This window comes from Sinomonas sp. P10A9 (assembly GCF_041022165.1).
GTDB lineage: Bacteria > Actinomycetota > Actinomycetes > Actinomycetales > Micrococcaceae > Sinomonas > Sinomonas puerhi.
The window spans coordinates 840,861-860,291 of sequence record NZ_CP163302.1; the positions used below are offsets into that span (position 1 = coordinate 840,861).

Below are 19,431 nucleotides of genomic sequence, written 5' to 3' on the forward strand. Positions count from 1 at the left end.
GGGTTGCACCTACGATCGAGTGCATGGACCCACTCTTCTCGCACGCCTCGCAGACCGACGGGGACAAACCAGCCCAAGGTGACGCGCCGCCGTCGCGCGTCTACCGTCTCGCGCTGCCCGTGCCACGGGACATCGTGTACAACGCGTTCGTCGGAGACCTCCACTTGTGGTGGCCAGCCGCGTACACCGGCTTCGGCGCGGGAACCCATGCGTTCCTCGAAGAAGGCATCGTGGGAGAGGAAGGGCCGGACGGGACGCTCCAGGTCTGGGGCGAGGTGGCCCGCGAGGATCCCGGCGAACTCCTCGAGCTCGTCTGGAAGCTCGCCTGGCGGCCCGATGCCCCGACGCGGCTCGAGATCGTCTTCGAGGACTGCGACGGCGGGACGGTGGTCACTCTGACCCATGACGGGTGGGCCGCTGGCTCCGAGGGGCGGAAGCAGTTCGAGAAGTACGCCGACTGGCCCGAGATTCTCGGTCGATTCGCCGCGTTCTTCGGTGAGCCGGCCGAATCGGTCGAGACGGTCTAGCGGAGCGACCGCGGGACGGCAGTGCTCATGCGGATCACGAATTCGGGTTCGACAATGCGGGTTTCGGGCTCGGCTCCATCGGACTCGAGCTCCTTGATCAGCATGTGCGCTGCATCGGCGCCTTGGCGGGCCGGGGCCTGGTCGAAGGTCGTGAGGCCGAACATCTCACCGAGCTCGTGGCCGTCAATGCCGATCACCGACACGTCGTAGGGCACCTGGAGACCCAGCTGCTGTGCGGCTGTGATCGCCCCGATGGCCATCTCATCCGATGCGGCGAAGATCGCGGTGGGGCGTCCGGCAGGGGACGCGAGGAGGCGTTTGGCCGTGGCATGGGCGCCGGCAATCGTGAAGTCCGTGGGCGCAAGCCACTCAGGCCGTACACGGACGCCGGCCTCGCGCATGGCGGCCTCGAAGCCGAGACGACGGTTCGCCGGGAGCGCGAAGTCGCGCTCGAATTCGGGGGTGCCGCTCAGATGGCCGATGTCGCGGTGGCCCAGGCCGAGCAGGTGCTCGGTAGCGTGCTTGGCCACCGCGAAGTCATCGATATGGAGTGTGGCGACGCCTTCGATGGCGCCGCCGAGTCCGACGATCGGCCGGCCCACGCGCAGCAACTGGGCGACCTCGGCGGGTGAGAGCTCGAGCGAGACGGCCACGACGCCGTCGAGCCTCTGGCGGCGCAGGAAGTCCGTCAGTACGCTCTGCCGTCTGCCGGGCTGTTCGCCTGTGTTGTAGAGGGTGAGGTCATAGCCGGCCTCGAGCAGGGCCTTCGAAACGCCCTCGAGGACAGAGGAGAAGAACCAGCGGCTCACGGTGGGCACCATGACGCCGATGTTGCGGGTCCGCCCCGAGGCGAGGCTCGAGGCGTTGTACGAGGGCACGAAACCGAGTTCCGCGGCCGCGTCGAGGACCCTCTGGCGGCTCTTCTCCGAGACGTTGCCCCGTCCGCTGAGTGCGCGGGACACGGTGGCCATCGAGACGCCCGCCGACTGTGCGACGTCGCGGATGCTCACGCTCGTCCCGGGGTCGTCCTTCATGCGGCCCTTCTCCTCTACGACGTCGGCGTTATTCGCCCAGTATGAGCCAGGCGGCCTCTCCGGGGCCGAGATCCGCAGACCCGGTTTCACCAGACCGGACTGCGACCTCGAGGAGCGGCAGGGGCACTGCGGACTCGCCGGCGTTCAGCATGACCAGAATAGTGCCGTTCGCGAAGGCCAGGACGCCATCCCCGCATAGATCAGGGACCCAGGCCAGGCTTCCCGCGCCGAGCACGCGTTCCCGCCGGTGCGAAAGCGCACGCCGGTAGAGGTTCAGATGGGATTCGGAGGCAAGCGCCTGGGCATCCCGGGCGAGCTCTGCCCAGAGCTCCGGTTGAGGGAGCCAGCTTGCGCCCGACTCGCTGAATCCGTGGGCCGGTGCCCCGGACCGCCAGGGGATCGGCACGCGGCACCCGTCGCGGCCCACGCGCTCACCGCCAGTGCGATGGAACGTCGGGTCCTGTCGCTCGTGCGGGGCGATGAACGTGTTGTCCACGAGGCCGAGCTCCTCGCCCTGGTAGAGGTAGGCGCTGCCCGGCAGCCCCAGCATGAACAGCGTGGCTGCGCGCGCCCTGGTGCGGCCCAGAGCCACGTCCGGCTGCGGGTCCTCGGGGCCGAGTCCCTCACCGACGTTCAGGCCCACGCCGGGCAGGCCGAGCCGGGAGGCATGCCGGACCACGTCATGGTTCGAGAGCACCCAAGTAGTCGGGGCCCCCACGGCGTCGAACGCCTCGAAGGACGCGTTGACGACGGCGCGCAGCGCCTCCGCCTCGAAGGGAGCCCCCAGGAAGGGGAAGTTGAAGGCCTGATGGAGCTGGTCAGGGGCGACCCACTGGGCCATGCGGTCGAGCGGATCGACGTTCGCCTCGGCACACAGGACGCGGTCCGGGCCGTATTCGGCGAGGATGGCACGCCATCTCCGGTAGACGTCCCTGAGTGCAGGCTGGCCGAACATCGGCGCGAGATGCCCCGGGAACCCCGGCGAGGACCCGCCGTCGGCCTTGCCTCCCCAGTCCGGGAGCCCCGCCGCCTTGACGAGCGCGTGGGCGACGTCGACGCGGAAGCCGGCCGCGCCGCGGTCGAGCCAGAAGCGCAGGACGCGCTCGAACTCGTCGCCCACGGCAGGGTTGTCCCAGTTGAAGTCCGGCTGGCTCGAGTCGAAGAGGTGCAGGTACCACTGCCCCGCCGTGCCGTCAGGCTCGGTGATGCGCGTCCAAGCCGGTCCGCCGAAGTGGGATTCCCAGTTGTTGGGCGGAAGCTCGCCGTGCTCGCCGCGGCCGTCCCGGAAGATGAAGTGGTCCCGTGCGGGGCTTCCGTGTCCGGAGGCGAGGGCCGCACGGAACATGGTGTGCTCGCTCGAGCAGTGGTTGGGCACGAGGTCCACGATGATGTGCAGCCCTAGCTCGCGGGCGCGGGCGGCCAGGGCGTCGAAGTCCGCGAGGGTGCCGAAGAGCGGGTCGACGTCGCGATAGTCGGCGACGTCGTAGCCGCCGTCGCGCTGGGGGGAGACATAGAACGGGGAGAGCCATACGGCGTCCGCACCGAGGTCCGCGATGTGGTGGAGCTCAGCTGTGATGCCCGCGAGGTCGCCGACGCCGTCACCGGAGGCGTCGCGGAAGGACCGCGGGTAGATCTGGTAGATGACGGCGGAGCGCCACCAGTCGTCGCTGGACGATGCCTCGTGGACCGGCACGAGGGGGCCCACGATCGGATTCTCGGCCAGGCCGGAGAGCGGAGCGAGGGCGGCAGTCGAAAGAGCCATGCGGGACATCCTGACACAGCGCGGACGATATTGGAAACGTTTACAGACCCCGGTTCCCATCGAGTAGACGGATTGCTTGGCGTTTGCAGATCTACTGTGTAGTATCTGCAAGCGTTTCCAATTGTGAGGTGCTTCACTTGACTGCCCCGTGCGGACGGCCCTCACGTCGATCCAGAAGGGACACCAACGATGGTGCGAATTACCCCTCAGTCCGCCCTCAGCCGCCGGAACTTCGTCACCGGCGCTGCCGGGGCCGCTGCACTCCTCGGCCTCGCCGCCTGCGGAGCCAACACCGCAAGCTCCACGGCAACGACCCAAGCCGCGAAGAACCTCGCCGCGAGCGGGGCAAGCACGATCACGATGTGGCTCGACGCCGAGCGCGCGCCCGCCCTGAAGGAGGTGGCCGACAAGTTCAAGGCGGACACCGGGATCGAGGTCAAGCTGATCGTCAAGGACTTCGCCGCGGTCCGTGACGACTTCATCACCCAGGTCCCCACGGGCAAGGGCCCGGACCTGATCGTGGGCCCGCACGACTGGCTGGGCAAGTTCGTCCAGAATGGCGTCATCGCGCCCGTCGAGCTCGGCGACAAGAAGTCGGGCTTCCAGGACGCCGCCGTGCGCGCCATGACGTACAACGGCTCGATCTACGGTGTGCCGTATGCGGTCGAGAACATCGGGCTCATCCGCAACACCGCGCTCGTCGACTCGGCCTCCGCCACGTTCGACGAGGTCCTCGCCAAGGGTGGCAGCGCCGTGGCCGCGGGCAAGGCCAAGTACGCGTTCCTCGTGGGCCTCGACCCCAAGCAGGGCGACCCGTACCACCTGTACCCGCTGCAGACCTCGATGGGAGTGCAGGTCTTCGGCCTCGATTCCAAGGGCGAGTACGACGCGAAGCAGCTCACCCTCGGGGGCGCGAGCGGCGCCGCGTTCGCCGCCAAGCTCAAGGAATGGGGCGACGCCGGCTCCAAGGTGCTCAACTCCAACATCACGGGCGACATCGCCAAGGAGAAGTTCCTCGCGGGCGAGAGCCCCTACTACCTCACGGGCCCGTGGAACGTGCCGGACATGCAGAAGAAGGGCCTCAAGATCGCGGTCGATCCGCTGCCCAAGACCGGTGACAAGGACGCCCAGCCGTTCCTCGGCGTCAACGGCTTCTTCATCTCCGCCAAGAGCGCCAACGCCCTCGCGACCAACGAGTTCGTGGTCAACTACCTCACGACCGAGTCCGTCCAGGATTCCATGTTCAAGGCCGGAGGCCGCCCGCCGGCGCTCAAGGCCTCGTTCGACAAGGCGTCCAGCGACCCGATCGTCAAGGCGTTCGGCGAGATCGGGGCCAAGGGCGTTCCGATGCCCGCCATCCCGGCGATGTCCTCTGTCTGGGCCGACTGGGGCTCCACCGAGCTGGCGCTCATCAAGGGCCAGGGCGACCCGGCGACGGAGTGGGCCAAGATGGCCGATTCCATCAAGGGCAAGATCGGCGCCTAGCGGCCGTCCCGACCACCGGCGGCGGCGCGCGCCGAGCCTGACGCGCGCGCCGCCGTCGTACGTCCCCCACGCCAACCACGCCGAGAACCGAAGGAAACCCCATGGCCCGAGCCGAGCAGCTCTCCGCCCCGACGCACGACGGCGCTGTCCCCGCCTCCCAGCCCCCCGCCCCCATGCCTCGGGTGCCGCAGCGTGGCCGGCGCAGCCCGGACTCATGGAAGGGCACCCTCGCCAAAATCGTGCTGCTGGGCCTCGTCGACGCCCTCGCCGTATACATCTGCATGGCCCTGTTCTTCTCCCACTCGTGGGCCGTGCTGGCCATAGCGGCCGCGGTGACGCTGCTCATCAACTGGATCTACCTTCGCCGGGGCGGCCTCCCGGCGAAGTACCTCGCCCCCGGTGTGCTGTTCCTCGCGGTGTTCCAGGTGGTCGTTGTCGTGTTCTCCGGCTACATCGCCTTCACGAACTACGGCGACGGGCACAACAGCACCAAGGAGGACGCGATCTCGTCGATCCTGACCTCATCACAGAAGCGCGTCCCCGACTCGCCTGCGTACCGGACGTCGGTGCTCACGAAGGACGGCTCGTACTACCTCCTCGTGACGGACCCGAAGGGCGCCGCGGAGATCGGAACGACGGGCAAGAAGCTCGAGCCCGCCCCTGGCGCTGTCAAGGATTCCACGGGCAAGGCTAAGAGCCTCGACGGGTACCAGACCCTCGCACTGTCCGACCTCGTGGCCCACCAGCAGGACGTCCTGGGCCTCGTGGTGCCCGTCTCCGACAGCCCCGGCGACGGTACGCTGCGCACCCAGGACGGCTCGAGCGCCTACATCTTCCGCTCGTCGATCGCCTACGACGCCGCCGCGGACACCATGACGGAGACGGACACCGGCACGGTGTACCGGGACTCGGGGCAGGGCGACTTCGTCTCGGCCTCGGGGGACAAGCTCGCCACGGGCTGGAAGATCGACGTCGGCTTCAAGAACTTCGTCACGGCCTTCACGGACGAGGGCCTGCGCGGCCCGCTCCTGGCCGTGACGCTGTGGACGTTCACGTTCGCGATCGCCTCGGTGCTGCTGACGTTCGCGCTCGGGCTCTTCCTCGCGGTCACCTTCAACCGCCCCGACCTCAAGGGCAAGAAGGTGTACCGGATCCTCATGATCCTGCCGTACGCTTTCCCCGCGTTCCTCTCGGGCCTCGTGTGGGCCGGGCTGCTCAACCCGGAGTTCGGGTTCATCAACAACGCGCTGCTCGGCGGGGCACACATCGGCTGGCTCACCGATCCGGTCCTCGCGAAGATCTCGGTGCTCGTGGTCAACCTCTGGCTTGGTTTCCCCTACATGTTCCTCGTGTGCACGGGCGCGCTCCAGTCGCTGCCCGAGGACGTCGACGAGGCGGCCCGCATGGACGGCGCGAGCCCGTGGCGGATCTTCCGCTCGATCAAGCTCCCGCTCCTGCTCGTCTCGACCGCGCCCCTGCTCATCTCCTCGTTCGCCTTCAACTTCAACAACTTCAACGTCATCTACATGCTCACGAACGGCGGTCCGCGCTTCGCGGACACCACGCGGGACATCGGCGCGACGGACATCCTCATCACGCTCGTGTACAAGAGCGCCTTCGGCGTGGGCACCGGCCGCGACTACGGTCTTGCGAGCGCCCTCGCGATCATCATCTTCATCATCGTCGCGACCGTCTCGGCGATCAGCTTCAAGCAGACCAAGGCACTCGAGGACGTGAACTGACATGAGCGCAGCACCCACCACTGCCACCTCGCCGCGCACGACGCCGCAGCTCGCCTCCCGCCGCCGGCTCCCCTTCGGGCGGTGGCTGAGGGAGAAGGGGTGGCGGCACGCCGTCGGCGTCGTCGTGAGCATCTTCGCGGTGTTCCCGCTCCTGTATGTCCTCTCGGCCGCGTTCAACCCCTCGGGCACCCTGGCCGGGTCCGCCTCGCTCTTCTCGGACCTCTCCCTGGACAACTTCGCCAAGCTCTTCGGCAACGAGCAGCGCCCCTTCGGCAGGTGGTTCGTGAACACGCTCTTCATCGGGCTCGTGACCTCGGCCGCGAGTGTGCTGCTCGGCGCGATGGCCGCGTACGCGTTCTCCCGTATGCGCTTCACCGGCCGGCGCGTGGGACTGCTGAGCCTGCTGCTGCTGCAGATGTTCCCCCAGCTGCTCGCCGTCGTCGCGATCTTCCTCCTGCTCAACGGCATCGGCGAGGTCATCCCCGCCCTCGGCCTCGGCAGCCAGCTCGGCCTCATCATGGTGTACCTCGGCGGGGCGCTCGGCGTGAACACGTACCTCATGTACGGGTTCTTCAACACCGTCCCCGTCTCCCTCGATGAGGCCGCCAAGATCGACGGCGCGAGCCACGCGCAGATCTTCTTCGGCATCATCCTGCGGCTCGTCACCCCGATCCTGGCCGTAGTGGGGCTCCTGACGTTCATCGGCATCTCGAGCGAGTTCGTCATCGCCTCCGTGGTCCTCACCGATCCGAATACGCAGACGCTCGCCGTGGGCCTGTACTCGTTCGTCGCCAACCAGCGCACCGAGGACTGGGGCGTGTTCGCGAGCGGTGCCGTGCTCGCGGCGCTGCCGGTCATGGCCCTGTTCCTCTTCCTCCAGCGGTACATCGTCTCCGGTCTCGTGGCCGGCTCGGTCAAGGGGTGATCCCCGCCGCAGCGGTCCCGGGGTTTGAGGCGCATCACGACGGCTCACCGCTGTACCTGCCGGACGGGCACGTGGGCCTGGGTGCGAGTGCCCGGGTGAGACTGCGCACCCGGGCGGACGGCGGAGTGGTGCGCGTGTGGGTGCGCACGGTCGAGGACGCCGAGCCGCGCCATGCGGCCGCCAGGCCCCTCGGAAGCATCGGAGGCTGGGACTGGTGGGAGGCGCGCGTGCGCGTCCACAACCCCGTGGCCCGCTACCGGTTCCTGCTCGAGCGGGAGCCGCCCGGCTCCGATTCCGAAGGGCGACCGGCGTGGCTCAACGCCGCCGGGATGTGGACCCATGACGTCCCGGACACGGCCGACTTCCGGCTCAGTGCCGAGGCGCCCGGACCCGAGTGGGCCGCTGGCGCGGTCATGTACCAGGTGTTCCCCGACCGGTTCGCTCGATCGAGGGCGGCATCCCGCTCCGACGGGGGCTCCGAGGCGCCGCACGTGCCCGAGTGGGCCGTCGCGGCGGCGTGGGGAGACGCCGTGGTCCACGAGGGGCCCGATACGGCGCGGCAGCTCTTCGGCGGCGACCTCAACGGGATCCGCGAGCGGCTCGACCATCTCGAGGCCCTTGGCGTCGAGGTCCTCTACCTCACGCCGATCTTCCCCGCACGCTCCAACCACCGCTACGACGCCTCGACCTTCCGGCACGTCGACCCCCTGCTCGGCGGCGACACAGCGCTCGCTGCCCTCGTCGAGGCGTGCCACGCCCGCGGCATCCGCGTCATCGGCGACCTCACCGCCAACCACACCGGCGACGCGCACGAGTGGTTCCGCCGGGCGGCCGGCGACCGCGCGGCGTCGTCCGGGGACGTTCCCGAGCGCTCCTATTACTACTTCAGACCCGACGGGAGCTACGAGTCGTGGTGGGGGGTGCCGAGCCTGCCCAAGCTCGACTGGGCCTCGGGTGGGCTCCGCCGCGACTTCGTGGACGGGCCCGGCTCCGTGGTGGCGCACTGGCTCACGGAGCCCTATGGGCTCGACGGGTGGAGGCTCGATGTCGGGAACATGACCGGCCGGCTCGGAGTCATCGACCACCACGCCGAGGTGTTCCGGCTCCTGCGCGCCACTGCGCTCGCGGCCCGGCCCGACGCGCTCCTCGTCGCGGAGTCGACGAACGACGCCGCAGCCGACTTCCAGGGCGACACGTTCCACGGCTCCATGAGCTATGCGTCCCTTACGAGGCCGCTCTGGGGCTGGCTCACCGACGGGACCGCCGTGAACTACTTCGGCGCGCCGCTTGCACGCCCGCCCCGCCTGCCGGCCGAGGACTTCCTCGCGCAGTACCGGGCCTTCAGCGCCGCGTACCCGTGGGACGTGCGGTTGCGCTCGCTCAGCGCGATCGACACGCACGACACCGCGCGGGCAGCGACCGTCATGGTCCCGGGCGGCCAGGAGGTCGCCGCCGTGCTCGCGTTCACCCTGCCTGGCATGCCCCTCGTGTTCGCCGGCGACGAGTTCGGCCTGACCGGGGTGGACGGCGAGGACTCGCGCACCCCGATGCCGTGGGACGACCCCGACCGGATCGCCGCGGACCTGCGCCCCCTCTACGAGCACCTCGGGCAGCTGCGCCGCGAACCGGCGCTGCGCATCGGGTCGCTGCGGTGGCTGTGGGCCGAGGGCGATGTGCTCGTCTTCGTGCGCGAGCTGCCCGGATGCACCGTCCTCGTCGCGGCGGCCCGGGCTGACGCCGCCGTCGAACTTCTGCCCGGACTTCTGCCTGAAGGCTGGGCCGGCGCGGAGCCGGTGCTCGCCGTCGGGCGTCTCCGGCTCGAGGCCGCCTCGGTCGGGAACGCGCACGACGTCGCCGCCCTCCTGAGCGCCGCTGGCCCTTCTGCCGCTGTGTGGCGTCTCCCGGGACCGACGCCGCCCGGGGAGTAGACGTGGGCGCCGCCGGCACGGAGGATGCTGACATGAATGACTTCCAGGGATTTCCCGCGGGCGGCCCCGAGTTCTACGCAGAGCTCGAGGAGAACAACACCAAGGAATGGTGGACTGAGCATAAGGACGTCTACGAGCAGTCCGTTCGCGAGCCCATGGCGGCCCTCCTGGACGAGCTCTCAGCCGAGTTCGGCGAGGCGAAGGCGTTCCGCCCCTACCGCGACGTGCGCTTCAGCAAGGACAAGTCCCCCTACAAGACCCATCAGGGCGGCTTCGCCCAGACCGTCCCGGGGATCGGCTACTACCTGCACCTCGACGCGGAGGGGCTCACGGTCGGCGGCGGGTACCACTCGCACACGCCAGCCCAGATCGCGAGGTTCCGGGCCGCGGTCGACGCCCCGGCATCGGGCGGCGAGCTCGAGAGGATCATCGAGGCCCTGCGGGAGGGAGGCTATGAGATCAACGGCGAGCGGCTCAAGACCGTCCCCCGCGAATACGCGAAGGACCACCCTCGCGGGGAGCTCCTCAAGCACAAGTCCCTCACGGCGGGGAAGGCGTTCGGCACCCCCGCATGGCTCAGCTCGCCCGAAGCGCTCGAGCGCGTACGAGCCAGCTGGACCGAGCTCAGGCCCGTCGTGGAGTGGCTTTCCGAGCACGTGGGCGACTGAGCGCGGCATCATTCATCGGCGCCTCAGTCGTCGGCGAGATCCTCGTCGTCGATCGCGACGAGGGCTTCGTCATCATCCTCTTCTCGGTGGCGGGCCTCTTCGGTCTCGATCACCTTGAGGAGCGCGGTGTCCGGGTTGAGCATGATCGCGGCCTCGTCGCGGCGGTGCCGCAGGACGGTGTCGATGTAGGACTGAACCGTCTCGGCGAGCGGGATGTATCTGTTGAGCTGCTCCGACATGTACCAGCGGTGCTCGATGACCTGGTGGACCACCTCGGCTGGTTCCAGCTTGCCGGCGAGCTCGCGCGGGATGGCCTTGACGATCGGCTCGAACACATGGCTCACCCACGCGTGGGCACTCATCTCCTCGTCCTGGCCTGGGTAGTTGTCGGCGCGGAAGCTGTCCATGTCATTCAGGAGGCGGCGGGCCTGGTTCTCCTGTGCATCGATGCCGGTGAGGCGGATCAGGCGGCGCTGGTGGTGGCCGGCGTCGACCACCTTGGGCTGGAGGTGGATCGTGGAGCCGTCCGGCGTCGTCTTGATCGCGTACTCCTCGACGTCGAAGCCGAGCTCGTTCAGGCGCCGGATGCGGGCGGCCACGCGCCAGCGCTCGCCGAGCTCGAACGACTCGTTCGCGGTCAGCTCAGTCCACAGGTTGCGGTAGGAGTCCATGATCCGCTCGCTCGTGGCCACGGGGTCGACCTCTTCGTCGATGAGGCCCCCGTCGAGAAGGTCCATGAGCTCGCCTGCGATGTTCACGCGTGCGATCTCGAGATCGTACTCACGCTGCCCCGTGGACAGGTCGGGGTACAGCTCGCCCGTCTCGGCATCCACGAGGTACGCCGCGAAGGAGCCGGCGTCGCGCCGGAACAGCGTGTTCGAAAGCGAGACGTCGCCCCAGTAGAAGCCCACGAGGTGCAGCCTCACCATGAGGAGCGCCTGCGCATCGATGAGGCGCGTGAGGGTGTCCCTCCGGAGCTTCTGGGAGAACAGCGCGCGGTAGGGGAGGGAGAACTTGAGATGCCGCGTGACGAGGGCCGTGTCAAGCGGCTTCCCGTCCAGGGTATGGCGGTCTCGGATGACGGCGACGGGTTCCACGCAGGGCACATCAAGCCGCTGGAGCTTCCGCAGCATGTGGTACTCGTGCCGGGCAACGTGCTCGCTCGTCTCCTTGACCGCGATGACCGAACTGCCTAGCTTGGCGAAGCGGACAATGTGCCGGGAGATACCGCGGGGGAGGGCCGCAAGGTACTCCTCGGGCCAATCCTCGAGCGCTACATGCCACGGGAGGTCGAGGAGCTCCGGATCGGCTGCGGCGGCGGTGATGTTGAGGGAGCCGAGGGCCGAGGCTGGCTCCTCGAGCGGCGCGCGCCGTGGCAGCTTGCCCACCTCGTCGTAGTCGGTGGGCTCGTCCTGCCAGGTGGCGCTCTGGTCGGTCATGGGTTCCATTCTTCCGCTGTTCGCGGATGCGGGCATCTGCCGCTGCAGAAATGCGACGTGCCCGCCGGGAGGACCCGGCGGGCACGTCGTAGTGATGGGTTACTTGGGTCAGGCGCCGAGGCGAAGACCGGACTTCGTGTCGAAGAGGTGCACGTGGCCCTGCTGCGGGCGGACCCAGACCTTGTCGCCCTTGAGCGGGGGACGCCGGCCGTCGACGCGGGCCACGATGTCGTGGTTCTGGCCGTCGAGGGTCGTGTGGCCGTAGACGTACGCGTCGGCACCGAGCTCCTCGACGACGTCGACCTCGACCTCGAGCCCTTCGCCCTGGGGCGCGGTCTCAAGGTCCTCGGGGCGGACGCCGAGCGTGACGGTGGAGCCGCTCGCGGCCGCGAGGACGTCGCGCGGGACCGGGTAGACGGTGCCGCCGAACTTCACTCCGTTGTCCGCCTCCGGGAGTTCGAGGAGGTTCATGGCTGGCGAGCCGATGAAGCCGGCCACGAACACGTTCTGCGGCCGATCGTAGAGGTTGCGCGGGGTGTCGACCTGCTGGAGAAGGCCGTCCTTGAGGACCGCGACACGGTCGCCCATGGTCATGGCTTCGACCTGGTCGTGCGTGACGTAGACGGTCGTGACGCCGAGGCGGCGGGTCAGCGATGCGATCTGGGTGCGCGTCTGGACGCGGAGCTTGGCATCGAGGTTCGAGAGCGGCTCGTCCATGAGGAAGACCTGCGGGTTCCGGACGATCGCACGGCCCATCGCGACGCGCTGGCGCTGGCCACCGGAGAGGGCCTTCGGCTTGCGCTCGAGGTACTGCTCGAGGTCTAGGAGCTTGGCCGCCTCGCGGACGCGCTGGGCGCGCTCTTCCTTCGAGACGCCAGCGATCTTGAGCGCGAAGCCCATGTTGTCCGCGACGCTCATGTGCGGGTACAGCGCGTAGTTCTGGAAGACCATCGCGATGTCGCGGTCCTTCGGCGGGACGTCCGTGACGTCGCGGTCACCGATGAGGATGCGGCCCGAGTTCACGTCCTCAAGGCCGGCGAGCATGCGGAGGGAGGTTGACTTGCCGCAGCCAGAGGGGCCAACCAGGACGAGGAACTCGCCGTCTGCAATGTCAATGTTGAGCTTGTCGACGGCGGGCTTGTCGGTGCCCGGGTAGAGGCGCGTCGCGTTGTCGAAAGTAACTGTAGCCACAGTCATCGATCCCTTCACCGGCAGGTACGTGCCGGACGATCCGTAGTGAATGGTTCTTGTTGTTCAGTTGTGTTGTGCTGGACCGAGGTCCTGCGGCTTCGGCGGCCACTCAGGCCGCCGATGCTGACGTCGCCATTGTGGCAGATGCTCACCGTGGGCCGCAGTGCCCGCGTTCACAACAGTGAGTATGGCATGCGTCACACGTGTTGGAAAATGTGACGTGCATTACGTCCGCTATGTGGACAGCTGTCAGGGGGTCCGCTGGGCCGGCAGTTCGGAGCGCAGGCTCGCGAGGAGGGCGACGATGTCGGCAACGTCCTCGGGCGCCGCGACCCGGAAGGACGCCGCGGTGTCACCTTCGCCGACCTTGAGCCCGACGTCGCCTGCCTCGAGGGCGAGGAAGCCGTCCTCATCAGTGACGTCGTCGCCCGCGAAGAAGACGGCATCTGCCTCGGTGACCTGACGGAGGAACGCGAGCCCCTCGCCCTTGGTCGCGTGCACGACCGACCCCTCGAGGACCTCCTTGCCGTCCTTGAGGAAGATGTCGTGCCGCGAGGCGAGCTGCTTCCGTGCGGCGTCGACCGCGGCCGCTGCGTCCTCGCGGTCGGCCTGCCGCGTGTGCAGCACCCGTCCTGCCGGCTTCTCCTCGACCCACGTGCCGGGTGCCTGCGCGGAGACCTCGGCGAAGACCCTGTGGAGTGCCGCGAGAGCATCGCGCTGGTCCGGATCGAGGGTCACGGGGTGCTCTTCGCCGCCGAGCCGGACCTCCGCGCCGTGGCTCCCGACGAGCAGCGTCCGCACGTCCGGGCTGGACACTGCGACGAGGCTCGTGAGCGCCCTTCCGGACACGTACGCCGTCCAAGTCTGGGGGAGTGCGGCGAGGCGCACGACGGCGTCCGCGGTCCCCGGGAGAGGGCGGGCGTCTTCCGCGCGATCGACGATCGGGGCGACCACGCCGTCGAAGTCGAGGGCAACGAGCAGCCGCTCCGCGGACGCGAGGCGTGCGAGCGACCCTCGCAGAGACTCATCGATATTCATGGTCTGACCTCCTCGAGCCTCGCGAGGAAGGCGGACGACCATTCCTCGACGTTGTGGACGACGACTTGGCGCCTCATCGCCTTCATGCGGCGTGCCGCGATGCCGCGCGGAAGGCTGATCGCCGTGGTGATGGCGTCCTTGAGCCCCGCGATGTCGTGCGGATTGATCAGGAGCGCCTGCTTGAGCTGGTCCGCCGCACCGGCGAACTCAGAGAGGATCAGGGCGCCCGTTCCGTCCCGGCGGGCTGCCACGTACTCCTTGGCGACGAGGTTCATGCCATCCCGCAGCGCGGTGACGAGCATGACATCCGCGGCGAGGTAGAGGGCCACCATCTCCTCGACGGGGTAGGAGTGGTGGAGATAGCGGACCGCGGTGTGCTGCATCGTGTCGAAGGTGCCGTTGATGCGGCCCACCGTGCCCTCGATCTCCTCCCGCAGGATCCGGTACTGCTCGACGCGCTCCCGACTGGGGCTCGCGACCTGGATGAGCGTCACCTCGCCGACCTTGACCCGGCCGTCGGACAGGAGCTCCTCGAAGGCCTTGAGCCGGTGGCGGATGCCCTTCGTGTAGTCGAGCCGGTCCACGCCCAGCATGATCGTTGTCGGATCGCCGAGATCGCGCCGGATCTGGCGGGCGCGCTCCATGATGTCCGGGCGCTCCGCGAGTTCGGAGATGCGCTGGGTGTCGATGGAGATGGGGAACGCCTCGGCCCGCACCTCCCGCGTGCGAGGTGGGTCCCCGCCGTCGTGCGTCGCGTCGGTGACCGTCAGGTGCGTGCCCTTGCCCCCGGCCCCCGCGAGGCGGCGAGCGGCGTGGATGAAGTTCGAGGCGTCGCTGGGGCGCTGGAAGCCGAGGAGATCGGCGCCGAGGAGGCCCTCGAGGACTTGGCGGCGCCACGGGAGCTGGGCGAAGATCTCCTGCGGGGGGAAGGGGATGTGGTTGAAGAAGCCGATCTTCAGGTCGGGGCGCTTCCGCCGCAGCATCGCCGGGACGAGCTGGAGCTGGTAGTCCTGGACCCATACCGTGGCGCCCTCGTTCGCGTGGGTCGACGTGGCGTCAGCGAACCGCTGGTTGACCCGCCGATAGGAGTCCCACCAAGCGCGGTGGAACTCCGGCGGGGCGATGACGTCGTGGTAGAGCGGCCACAGGGTCGCGTTCGAGAAGCCTTCGTAGTAGTTCTCGAGCTCCTGGGCGGAGAGGGGGACGGGGAGGACCGAGATGCCCTCATGCTCGAAAGGCGTGAGCTCCTCGTCTGGGGCGCCATGCCAGCCGACCCACGCGCCGTCGGAATGCTCCATGACGGGGGCGAGCGCAGTGACGAGGCCTCCGGGCGAGCGCCTCCAGCCTGAGTCCTCACCCTCGCCGACGCGGTCTACAGGGAGTCGATTGGAGACCACCAGAAAGTCGTAGCGATGGTCTGCGGCCTCCTCTTCAGTCGCAGTTGCGGTCCTCTGGCTCACGATCGGTCTCCTCGAGTCTGGATGCTTCCACCCTACCGGGGAGGCTTGAGCGAGACGTCACAGTCGGGCCACGGAACTCGGCCGTGCCGCGGATCGTTGCGGCTTGAGGAAGCCCCCGGCGGGGCAGAGTATGCCGAGGGCATGGCACGTTCATGGAAGCCGACGCACTACACTTGGCCCGTCGCCGTCCACGTGTGCCACAGGCGCACCGCGAACCGATCACGAGGAACGATGAGCCCCGCCAACCAGCCACGACAGACCAAGGCAGAGCGCACCGCTGCTGCCCGCGAGAAGGCCCGCCTGATCCGCGAGGAGCAGCAGAAGAAGGCCCGCCGCAACAAGCTGCTCCTCCGCTGGGGCGTCGTGGTGGCGCTCGTTGCCGTGATCGCCGTCGTGGCCCTCGTGGTCACGACGTCGATGCGCCAGAACGCGCCGATCGGGGACACCGGGCCGCGTGCAGCGAACATGAACCAGTACGGCGGCATCACGCTCGGCAAGGATACGGCCGTGACTCCCGTGCCCGCGTCGACCGTCAACGTCGCGGACGTGCCCACGGCGTCGTCCAAGCCGACGCAGGGCCAGGCCGCCAATGCCCCCGGCATCGCGGCCTCCGCGAAGGGCGAGCCGGTCAAGGTGGTCATCTACGTCGACTTCATCTGCCCGATCTGCAAGCAGTTCGAGGACACGTACGCGACCACGCTCAACCAGGACCGCAACGACGGCAAGATCACCATCGAATACCGGCCCCTCGGCTTCCTGGACCAGCAGTCCACCACCAACTACTCCTCGCGCGCTGCGAATGCCGCGGCCGCGGTGGCCAACTCCTACCCGGACAAATACGCGGCCTTCTTCGCCGCCCTTTACGCCCAGCAGCCCGCGGAGGGCAGTGCAGGTCTCTCCGACCAGAAGCTGAAGGACATCGCGAGCGGGCTCGGGGCAGACATCTCCAAGGCCGTCGACGACAAGACGTACCGCCCGCAGGTCAAGTTCGACACCCAGCTTGCCCTCGCTTCCGGCGTGTCCGGCACCCCGACCGTGATCGTGGATGGCAAGCAGTGGGGCGTCGGCGATGCCACCAACACCCCGTTCGACCAGTTCCTCGCCGCGGCGATCACGGCCAAGGGCTGAACCCACGGTGGTTGAGCGGAGCCTCTGACGAACGACGGCGGCCGGTCCCCTTGAGGGGGCGGGCCGCCGTCGTGTTCTGGTGCGTTGCGCGGGAGCTGTGGCATCCCTCGTCCCCCTGAAGTCGCCTTCCCACAGCAAGTCGCGATTACCTGCACTTCTCGTCGGCAACACGTCCTCCCGTCGGGTCGCTGCCCAACCGCTTCCGATTCCCGGCCACGCGCCGGTTCACGTTACGCTTGTCCGGTACGTCGAGCCGGCTCCTTCCGGCCGCACCACGCCCCCTTAGCTCAGTTGGCCAGAGCATCTGTCTTGTAAACAGAGGGTCGCCGGTTCGAATCCGGCAGGGGGCTCCACGAAGTCGCGGGAACTCAAGGGTTTCCGTGGCTTCTTAGGCTGTGAGATTTGATCCGGTCATCGAAAACCCATCGCTTTGGCCTCCCCACGCCGTCCCTCCGCTCCTGCACTCCGGCAGGCGGGGGACTGCTCCGGCTGCCTCCGGTCCCTGTGGGGGAATGCGGCGCACCTGCGGGGCATGGACACCGAACACACCGGCGAGAACCCCTGGGGTCTGGAGACCCTGCTGGACGTCGGCGAGCTTGCCGCGTACCTGCGGGTCCCCGTCTCCACGGTCTACGACTGGCGCACCCGGGGCCTGGGCCCGTGCGCCTACCGCTTCGGCAAGCACCTGAAGTTCGCAGTCTCCGATGTGCGGGTCTGGATCGAGCAGCAGCGCGAGCCCGGGCCGCCCTCCCCGGCGGACGGGAGGTGAGACGATGAGCCGCCAGCGCCTGGCCGTCGGCACCTTCGGGGAGATCGGCTACCTGCCCGCCGCCGGCGGGCGCAGCGTCGCCCGAGCCCGCTACCGCGGCTGGGACGGCAGGACCCGGCTGGTGCAGGCCACCGGGGAGACCCGGAAGGCCGCGGAGCGGGCACTGAAGGCCAAGCTCGCCGACCGCAGCCTGTTCCAGCCCTCCTCCTCAAGGCTCACCGTGGACAGCCCGTTCCCCGACCTGGTCGCGTACTGGCTCGAAGACCTCGACCTCGAGGACCGGCTCTCGAAACGGACCCGGCAGCTCTACGAGCAGAACATGCAGAGGCTGGTCGTGCCCGCCTTCTCGAACCTGACGCTGCGGGAGGTCGGGGTCGCCCGGTGCGATAACTTCCTCAAGCAGCTCGCGAAGCAGAGCTACAGCCGGGCCAAGCAGGCCCGTGTGGTCCTCCGCCTGGCCTTGGGCCTTGCCGTGCGGCACGAGGTGCTGCCCCGGAACCCGATAGACCACGTCTCCCGCCTGCACCGCCCCGCGTCCACGCCGAACGCGCTGACCCCGGCGGAGGTCAACGCGATCCGCGCCGGGATCGCGTTCTGGGAGGCCGGACGGTCTCCCTCCGGGCCCAGGCCGGACGGCCAGCTGGGCGCGATCGTGGAGGTCATGCTCGGCACCTCTGCCCGGATCGGGGAGGTCCTGGCGATCCGCCGCAGGGACGTCGACATCACCGCGGCCCCGCCCTCGATCCGGATCGCCGGCACGATCGTCAGCCACCGGGGAGAGCCGACCGTGCGGCAGGACCACCCCAAGACGGCCAAGTCGCGCCGCACCGTCGCGATCCCCTCGTTCACCGCCGAGGCCGTGCGGCGCCGGCTGGCGAAGCTGGAGGACCCGTCCCTGGACGCCCTGCTGTTCTGCAGCAGGGAGGGAACGCCGCTGACGACCAACAACGTCCGCCGCCAGCTCCGCCATGTGATGGACCTCGCCGGGATCACCGGGGTCACCCCGCACATGTTCCGCCGGACCGTCGCGACCGCGATCAGCGCCGTGGCCGGGGTCGACCTCGCCGCCGAGCTGCTCGGCCACACTGACCCGAAGATCACCATCCAGCACTACATCCGCCGCAATGAGATGGTGAACCCGGCCACTGCCGAGATGCTCGAGCGTGCGTTCGCGAGGGACGCGTGATCTTCCCCGGCTGCCTGCTCGCGTGCGACGCTGGGCGGGGCGGAGTGCAATGGGACGAGCGCGGTGCCCAATGGGAGGGCAAGGTTCAGTATGGTGCGGGATGAGGGGGACTCGCGGGACGCGAGAAGCCGTTCAAGGCGGTGCCGGGCCTCCAGTGATGGTGGAGCAGGCGGTGGTCTGCTCGCTCACCGGGGTGGCCAGGTCGAGCAAGTTCCTGGGGCTGGAGGTTGAGGACGAGGATGACATCGACGATGGTGGCTCCGACCATTTTCCACGAGCCCGCGCGAGCGAATGGGTCGCGGGCATCGTCGTGCTGCGAAGGGGGTCGCATGGTGCCGCCACCAGGGCGGCACCGTGCGACATGGGCTTATGCCCGCCGTCGAACCGCGACGCCGCCCGCCGTCATCGCGACCGCTGCAGGCGCCGGTGCGAATGGGGGTGACGTGTTTCTGCATGGCGCGGAGGCGGGCGAGCGCCTCCGCGGCGAGATGTTCCCGATCGGCGGCCCGGTCTGCGTCCCGGACGCGGGCAGGCGGGCGCGGCCTGTTCGGGGATTCCCGTCCGCCCTTGCGGTGGGGCCACGGTGGCCCCACCGCACGACCTGGGGTTACATACCCGGTGCCGCGGAAAATGTGAGCCCTCCTGACGACGCGTGGCGGCCTCGGCGATCAGGGCGTCGTCGGACAGGAAGCCGCCGAGCGGTTCGCCGATGATCAGCTCGAGCAGAAGGCCCTGTAGCCCGGCAGTGTGCGTCGGGTCGGGGTTGCCGAGCACGGCGCGCAGCATGACCGGCCACGTGGTGGGGATGTCACGTAGCCCGTGGCTCCGGCGGCGCGCGGCCTTGAAGCTCGAGGCCCTCAAGGAGGCATCACTGAGCCTGGCTCGGTTGTGCTTGACCCCTGTACCCGCTGTGGGTGGGCGCCATCCCAGCCGGGTGAGCTCGCCACGGTTCTTCTGCTTGAGGGTCGTCGAGTCCATCAGCGCGGCACCTCCTAGCAGGGAGGTGCACGCGCGATCCCCGCAATCGAGGTCGGTGCGGTGGCGAGACCAGACATGCTCAGCTGGCCTGACCCTGGACGGGCACCACCCTGTGGACGTGCGCAGGTGGCGGCCGAACGCCGGCACGGCCGAAATCCGAAGCGGCTACTC

Annotated in this window: 15 protein-coding genes and 1 tRNA gene; 10 read left to right on the forward strand and 6 right to left on the reverse strand. The window is 68.9% G+C overall.

The features are described from left to right. The first annotated feature begins 23 nt into the window (after positions 1 to 23). A complete protein-coding gene (locus tag AB5L97_RS03840; RefSeq protein ID WP_369046521.1) occupies positions 24 to 527 on the forward strand; it encodes an SRPBCC domain-containing protein in 504 nt (167 codons plus the stop codon). Here the strand turns inward: AB5L97_RS03840 and AB5L97_RS03845 are convergent. Continuing rightward, entirely contained in the window at positions 524 to 1,561 is a 1,038-nt protein-coding gene (locus AB5L97_RS03845) for a LacI family DNA-binding transcriptional regulator (protein ID WP_369046522.1), read from the reverse strand. The genes AB5L97_RS03840 and AB5L97_RS03845 overlap by 4 nt on opposite strands. A gap of 28 nt (positions 1,562 to 1,589) precedes the next feature. Further along, complete coding sequence (locus tag AB5L97_RS03850) at positions 1,590 to 3,323, reverse strand: glycoside hydrolase family 13 protein (RefSeq protein ID WP_369046523.1); 1,734 nt, start codon at positions 3,321 to 3,323, stop codon at positions 1,590 to 1,592. Positions 3,324 to 3,512: 189 nt separating this feature from the next. Here AB5L97_RS03850 and AB5L97_RS03855 point away from each other — a divergent pair, with 189 nt between their 5' ends. The 5 genes from AB5L97_RS03855 to AB5L97_RS03875 all read left to right on the forward strand — a co-directional run bounded on the left by AB5L97_RS03855 (position 3,513) and on the right by AB5L97_RS03875 (position 10,071). Next, positions 3,513 to 4,808, forward strand: a complete 1,296-nt coding sequence (locus tag AB5L97_RS03855) for a sugar ABC transporter substrate-binding protein (RefSeq protein ID WP_307957648.1) — start codon at positions 3,513 to 3,515, stop codon at positions 4,806 to 4,808. A 101-nt stretch (positions 4,809 to 4,909) separates the two neighbouring features. Further along, the gene (locus tag AB5L97_RS03860) at positions 4,910 to 6,550 is read left to right on the forward strand and encodes an ABC transporter permease subunit (protein WP_423246821.1); all 1,641 of its coding nucleotides are present in this window, start codon (positions 4,910 to 4,912) and stop codon (positions 6,548 to 6,550) included. A 1-nt stretch (position 6,551) separates the two neighbouring features. Beyond that, the gene (locus tag AB5L97_RS03865; RefSeq protein ID WP_369046524.1) at positions 6,552 to 7,475 is read left to right on the forward strand and encodes a sugar ABC transporter permease; all 924 of its coding nucleotides are present in this window, start codon (positions 6,552 to 6,554) and stop codon (positions 7,473 to 7,475) included. Between the two features lie 95 nt (positions 7,476 to 7,570). Next, complete coding sequence (locus AB5L97_RS03870; RefSeq protein WP_369046525.1) at positions 7,571 to 9,403, forward strand: glycoside hydrolase family 13 protein; 1,833 nt, start codon at positions 7,571 to 7,573, stop codon at positions 9,401 to 9,403. Positions 9,404 to 9,435: 32 nt separating this feature from the next. Continuing rightward, entirely contained in the window at positions 9,436 to 10,071 is a 636-nt protein-coding gene (locus AB5L97_RS03875; protein ID WP_369046526.1) for a DUF2461 domain-containing protein, read from the forward strand. 23 nt (positions 10,072 to 10,094) lie between these two features. Here AB5L97_RS03875 and AB5L97_RS03880 read toward each other — a convergent pair whose 3' ends face one another. The 4 genes from AB5L97_RS03880 to AB5L97_RS03895 form a co-directional block, all read right to left on the reverse strand. After that, positions 10,095 to 11,510 carry a DUF4032 domain-containing protein gene (locus tag AB5L97_RS03880; protein WP_369046527.1) on the reverse strand — a complete coding sequence of 472 codons (1,416 nt, stop codon included), beginning with the start codon at positions 11,508 to 11,510 and terminating at the stop codon, positions 10,095 to 10,097. A gap of 108 nt (positions 11,511 to 11,618) precedes the next feature. Further along, on the reverse strand, positions 11,619 to 12,701 hold the full coding sequence (locus tag AB5L97_RS03885) for an ABC transporter ATP-binding protein (RefSeq protein WP_307957653.1): 1,083 nt from the start codon (positions 12,699 to 12,701) through the stop codon (positions 11,619 to 11,621). A 249-nt stretch (positions 12,702 to 12,950) separates the two neighbouring features. Then, positions 12,951 to 13,739: a trehalose-phosphatase gene (gene otsB / locus AB5L97_RS03890; RefSeq protein WP_369046528.1), complete on the reverse strand. Its 789-nt coding sequence runs from the start codon at positions 13,737 to 13,739 to the stop codon at positions 12,951 to 12,953. Beyond that, complete coding sequence (locus tag AB5L97_RS03895; protein ID WP_423246840.1) at positions 13,736 to 15,202, reverse strand: alpha,alpha-trehalose-phosphate synthase (UDP-forming); 1,467 nt, start codon at positions 15,200 to 15,202, stop codon at positions 13,736 to 13,738. Before AB5L97_RS03895 ends, otsB begins: the two co-directional genes overlap by 4 nt. Before the next feature lie 228 nt (positions 15,203 to 15,430). On the opposite strand from AB5L97_RS03895, the gene AB5L97_RS03900 reads away from it, so the two are divergent. The 4 genes from AB5L97_RS03900 (at position 15,431) to AB5L97_RS03915 (ending at position 18,282) form a co-directional block, all read left to right on the forward strand. After that, positions 15,431 to 16,327, forward strand: coding sequence for a DsbA family protein (locus AB5L97_RS03900; protein ID WP_307957656.1), 897 nt, complete (start codon positions 15,431 to 15,433; stop codon positions 16,325 to 16,327). A 276-nt stretch (positions 16,328 to 16,603) separates the two neighbouring features. Then, positions 16,604 to 16,680 (forward strand) — tRNA-Thr (locus tag AB5L97_RS03905). A gap of 179 nt (positions 16,681 to 16,859) precedes the next feature. Continuing rightward, positions 16,860 to 17,096, forward strand: coding sequence for a helix-turn-helix domain-containing protein (locus tag AB5L97_RS03910; RefSeq protein ID WP_307957657.1), 237 nt, complete (start codon positions 16,860 to 16,862; stop codon positions 17,094 to 17,096). Between the two features lie 4 nt (positions 17,097 to 17,100). After that, positions 17,101 to 18,282 carry a tyrosine-type recombinase/integrase gene (locus AB5L97_RS03915; RefSeq protein ID WP_369046530.1) on the forward strand — a complete coding sequence of 394 codons (1,182 nt, stop codon included), beginning with the start codon at positions 17,101 to 17,103 and terminating at the stop codon, positions 18,280 to 18,282. The last annotated feature ends 1,149 nt before the right edge of the window (positions 18,283 to 19,431 follow it).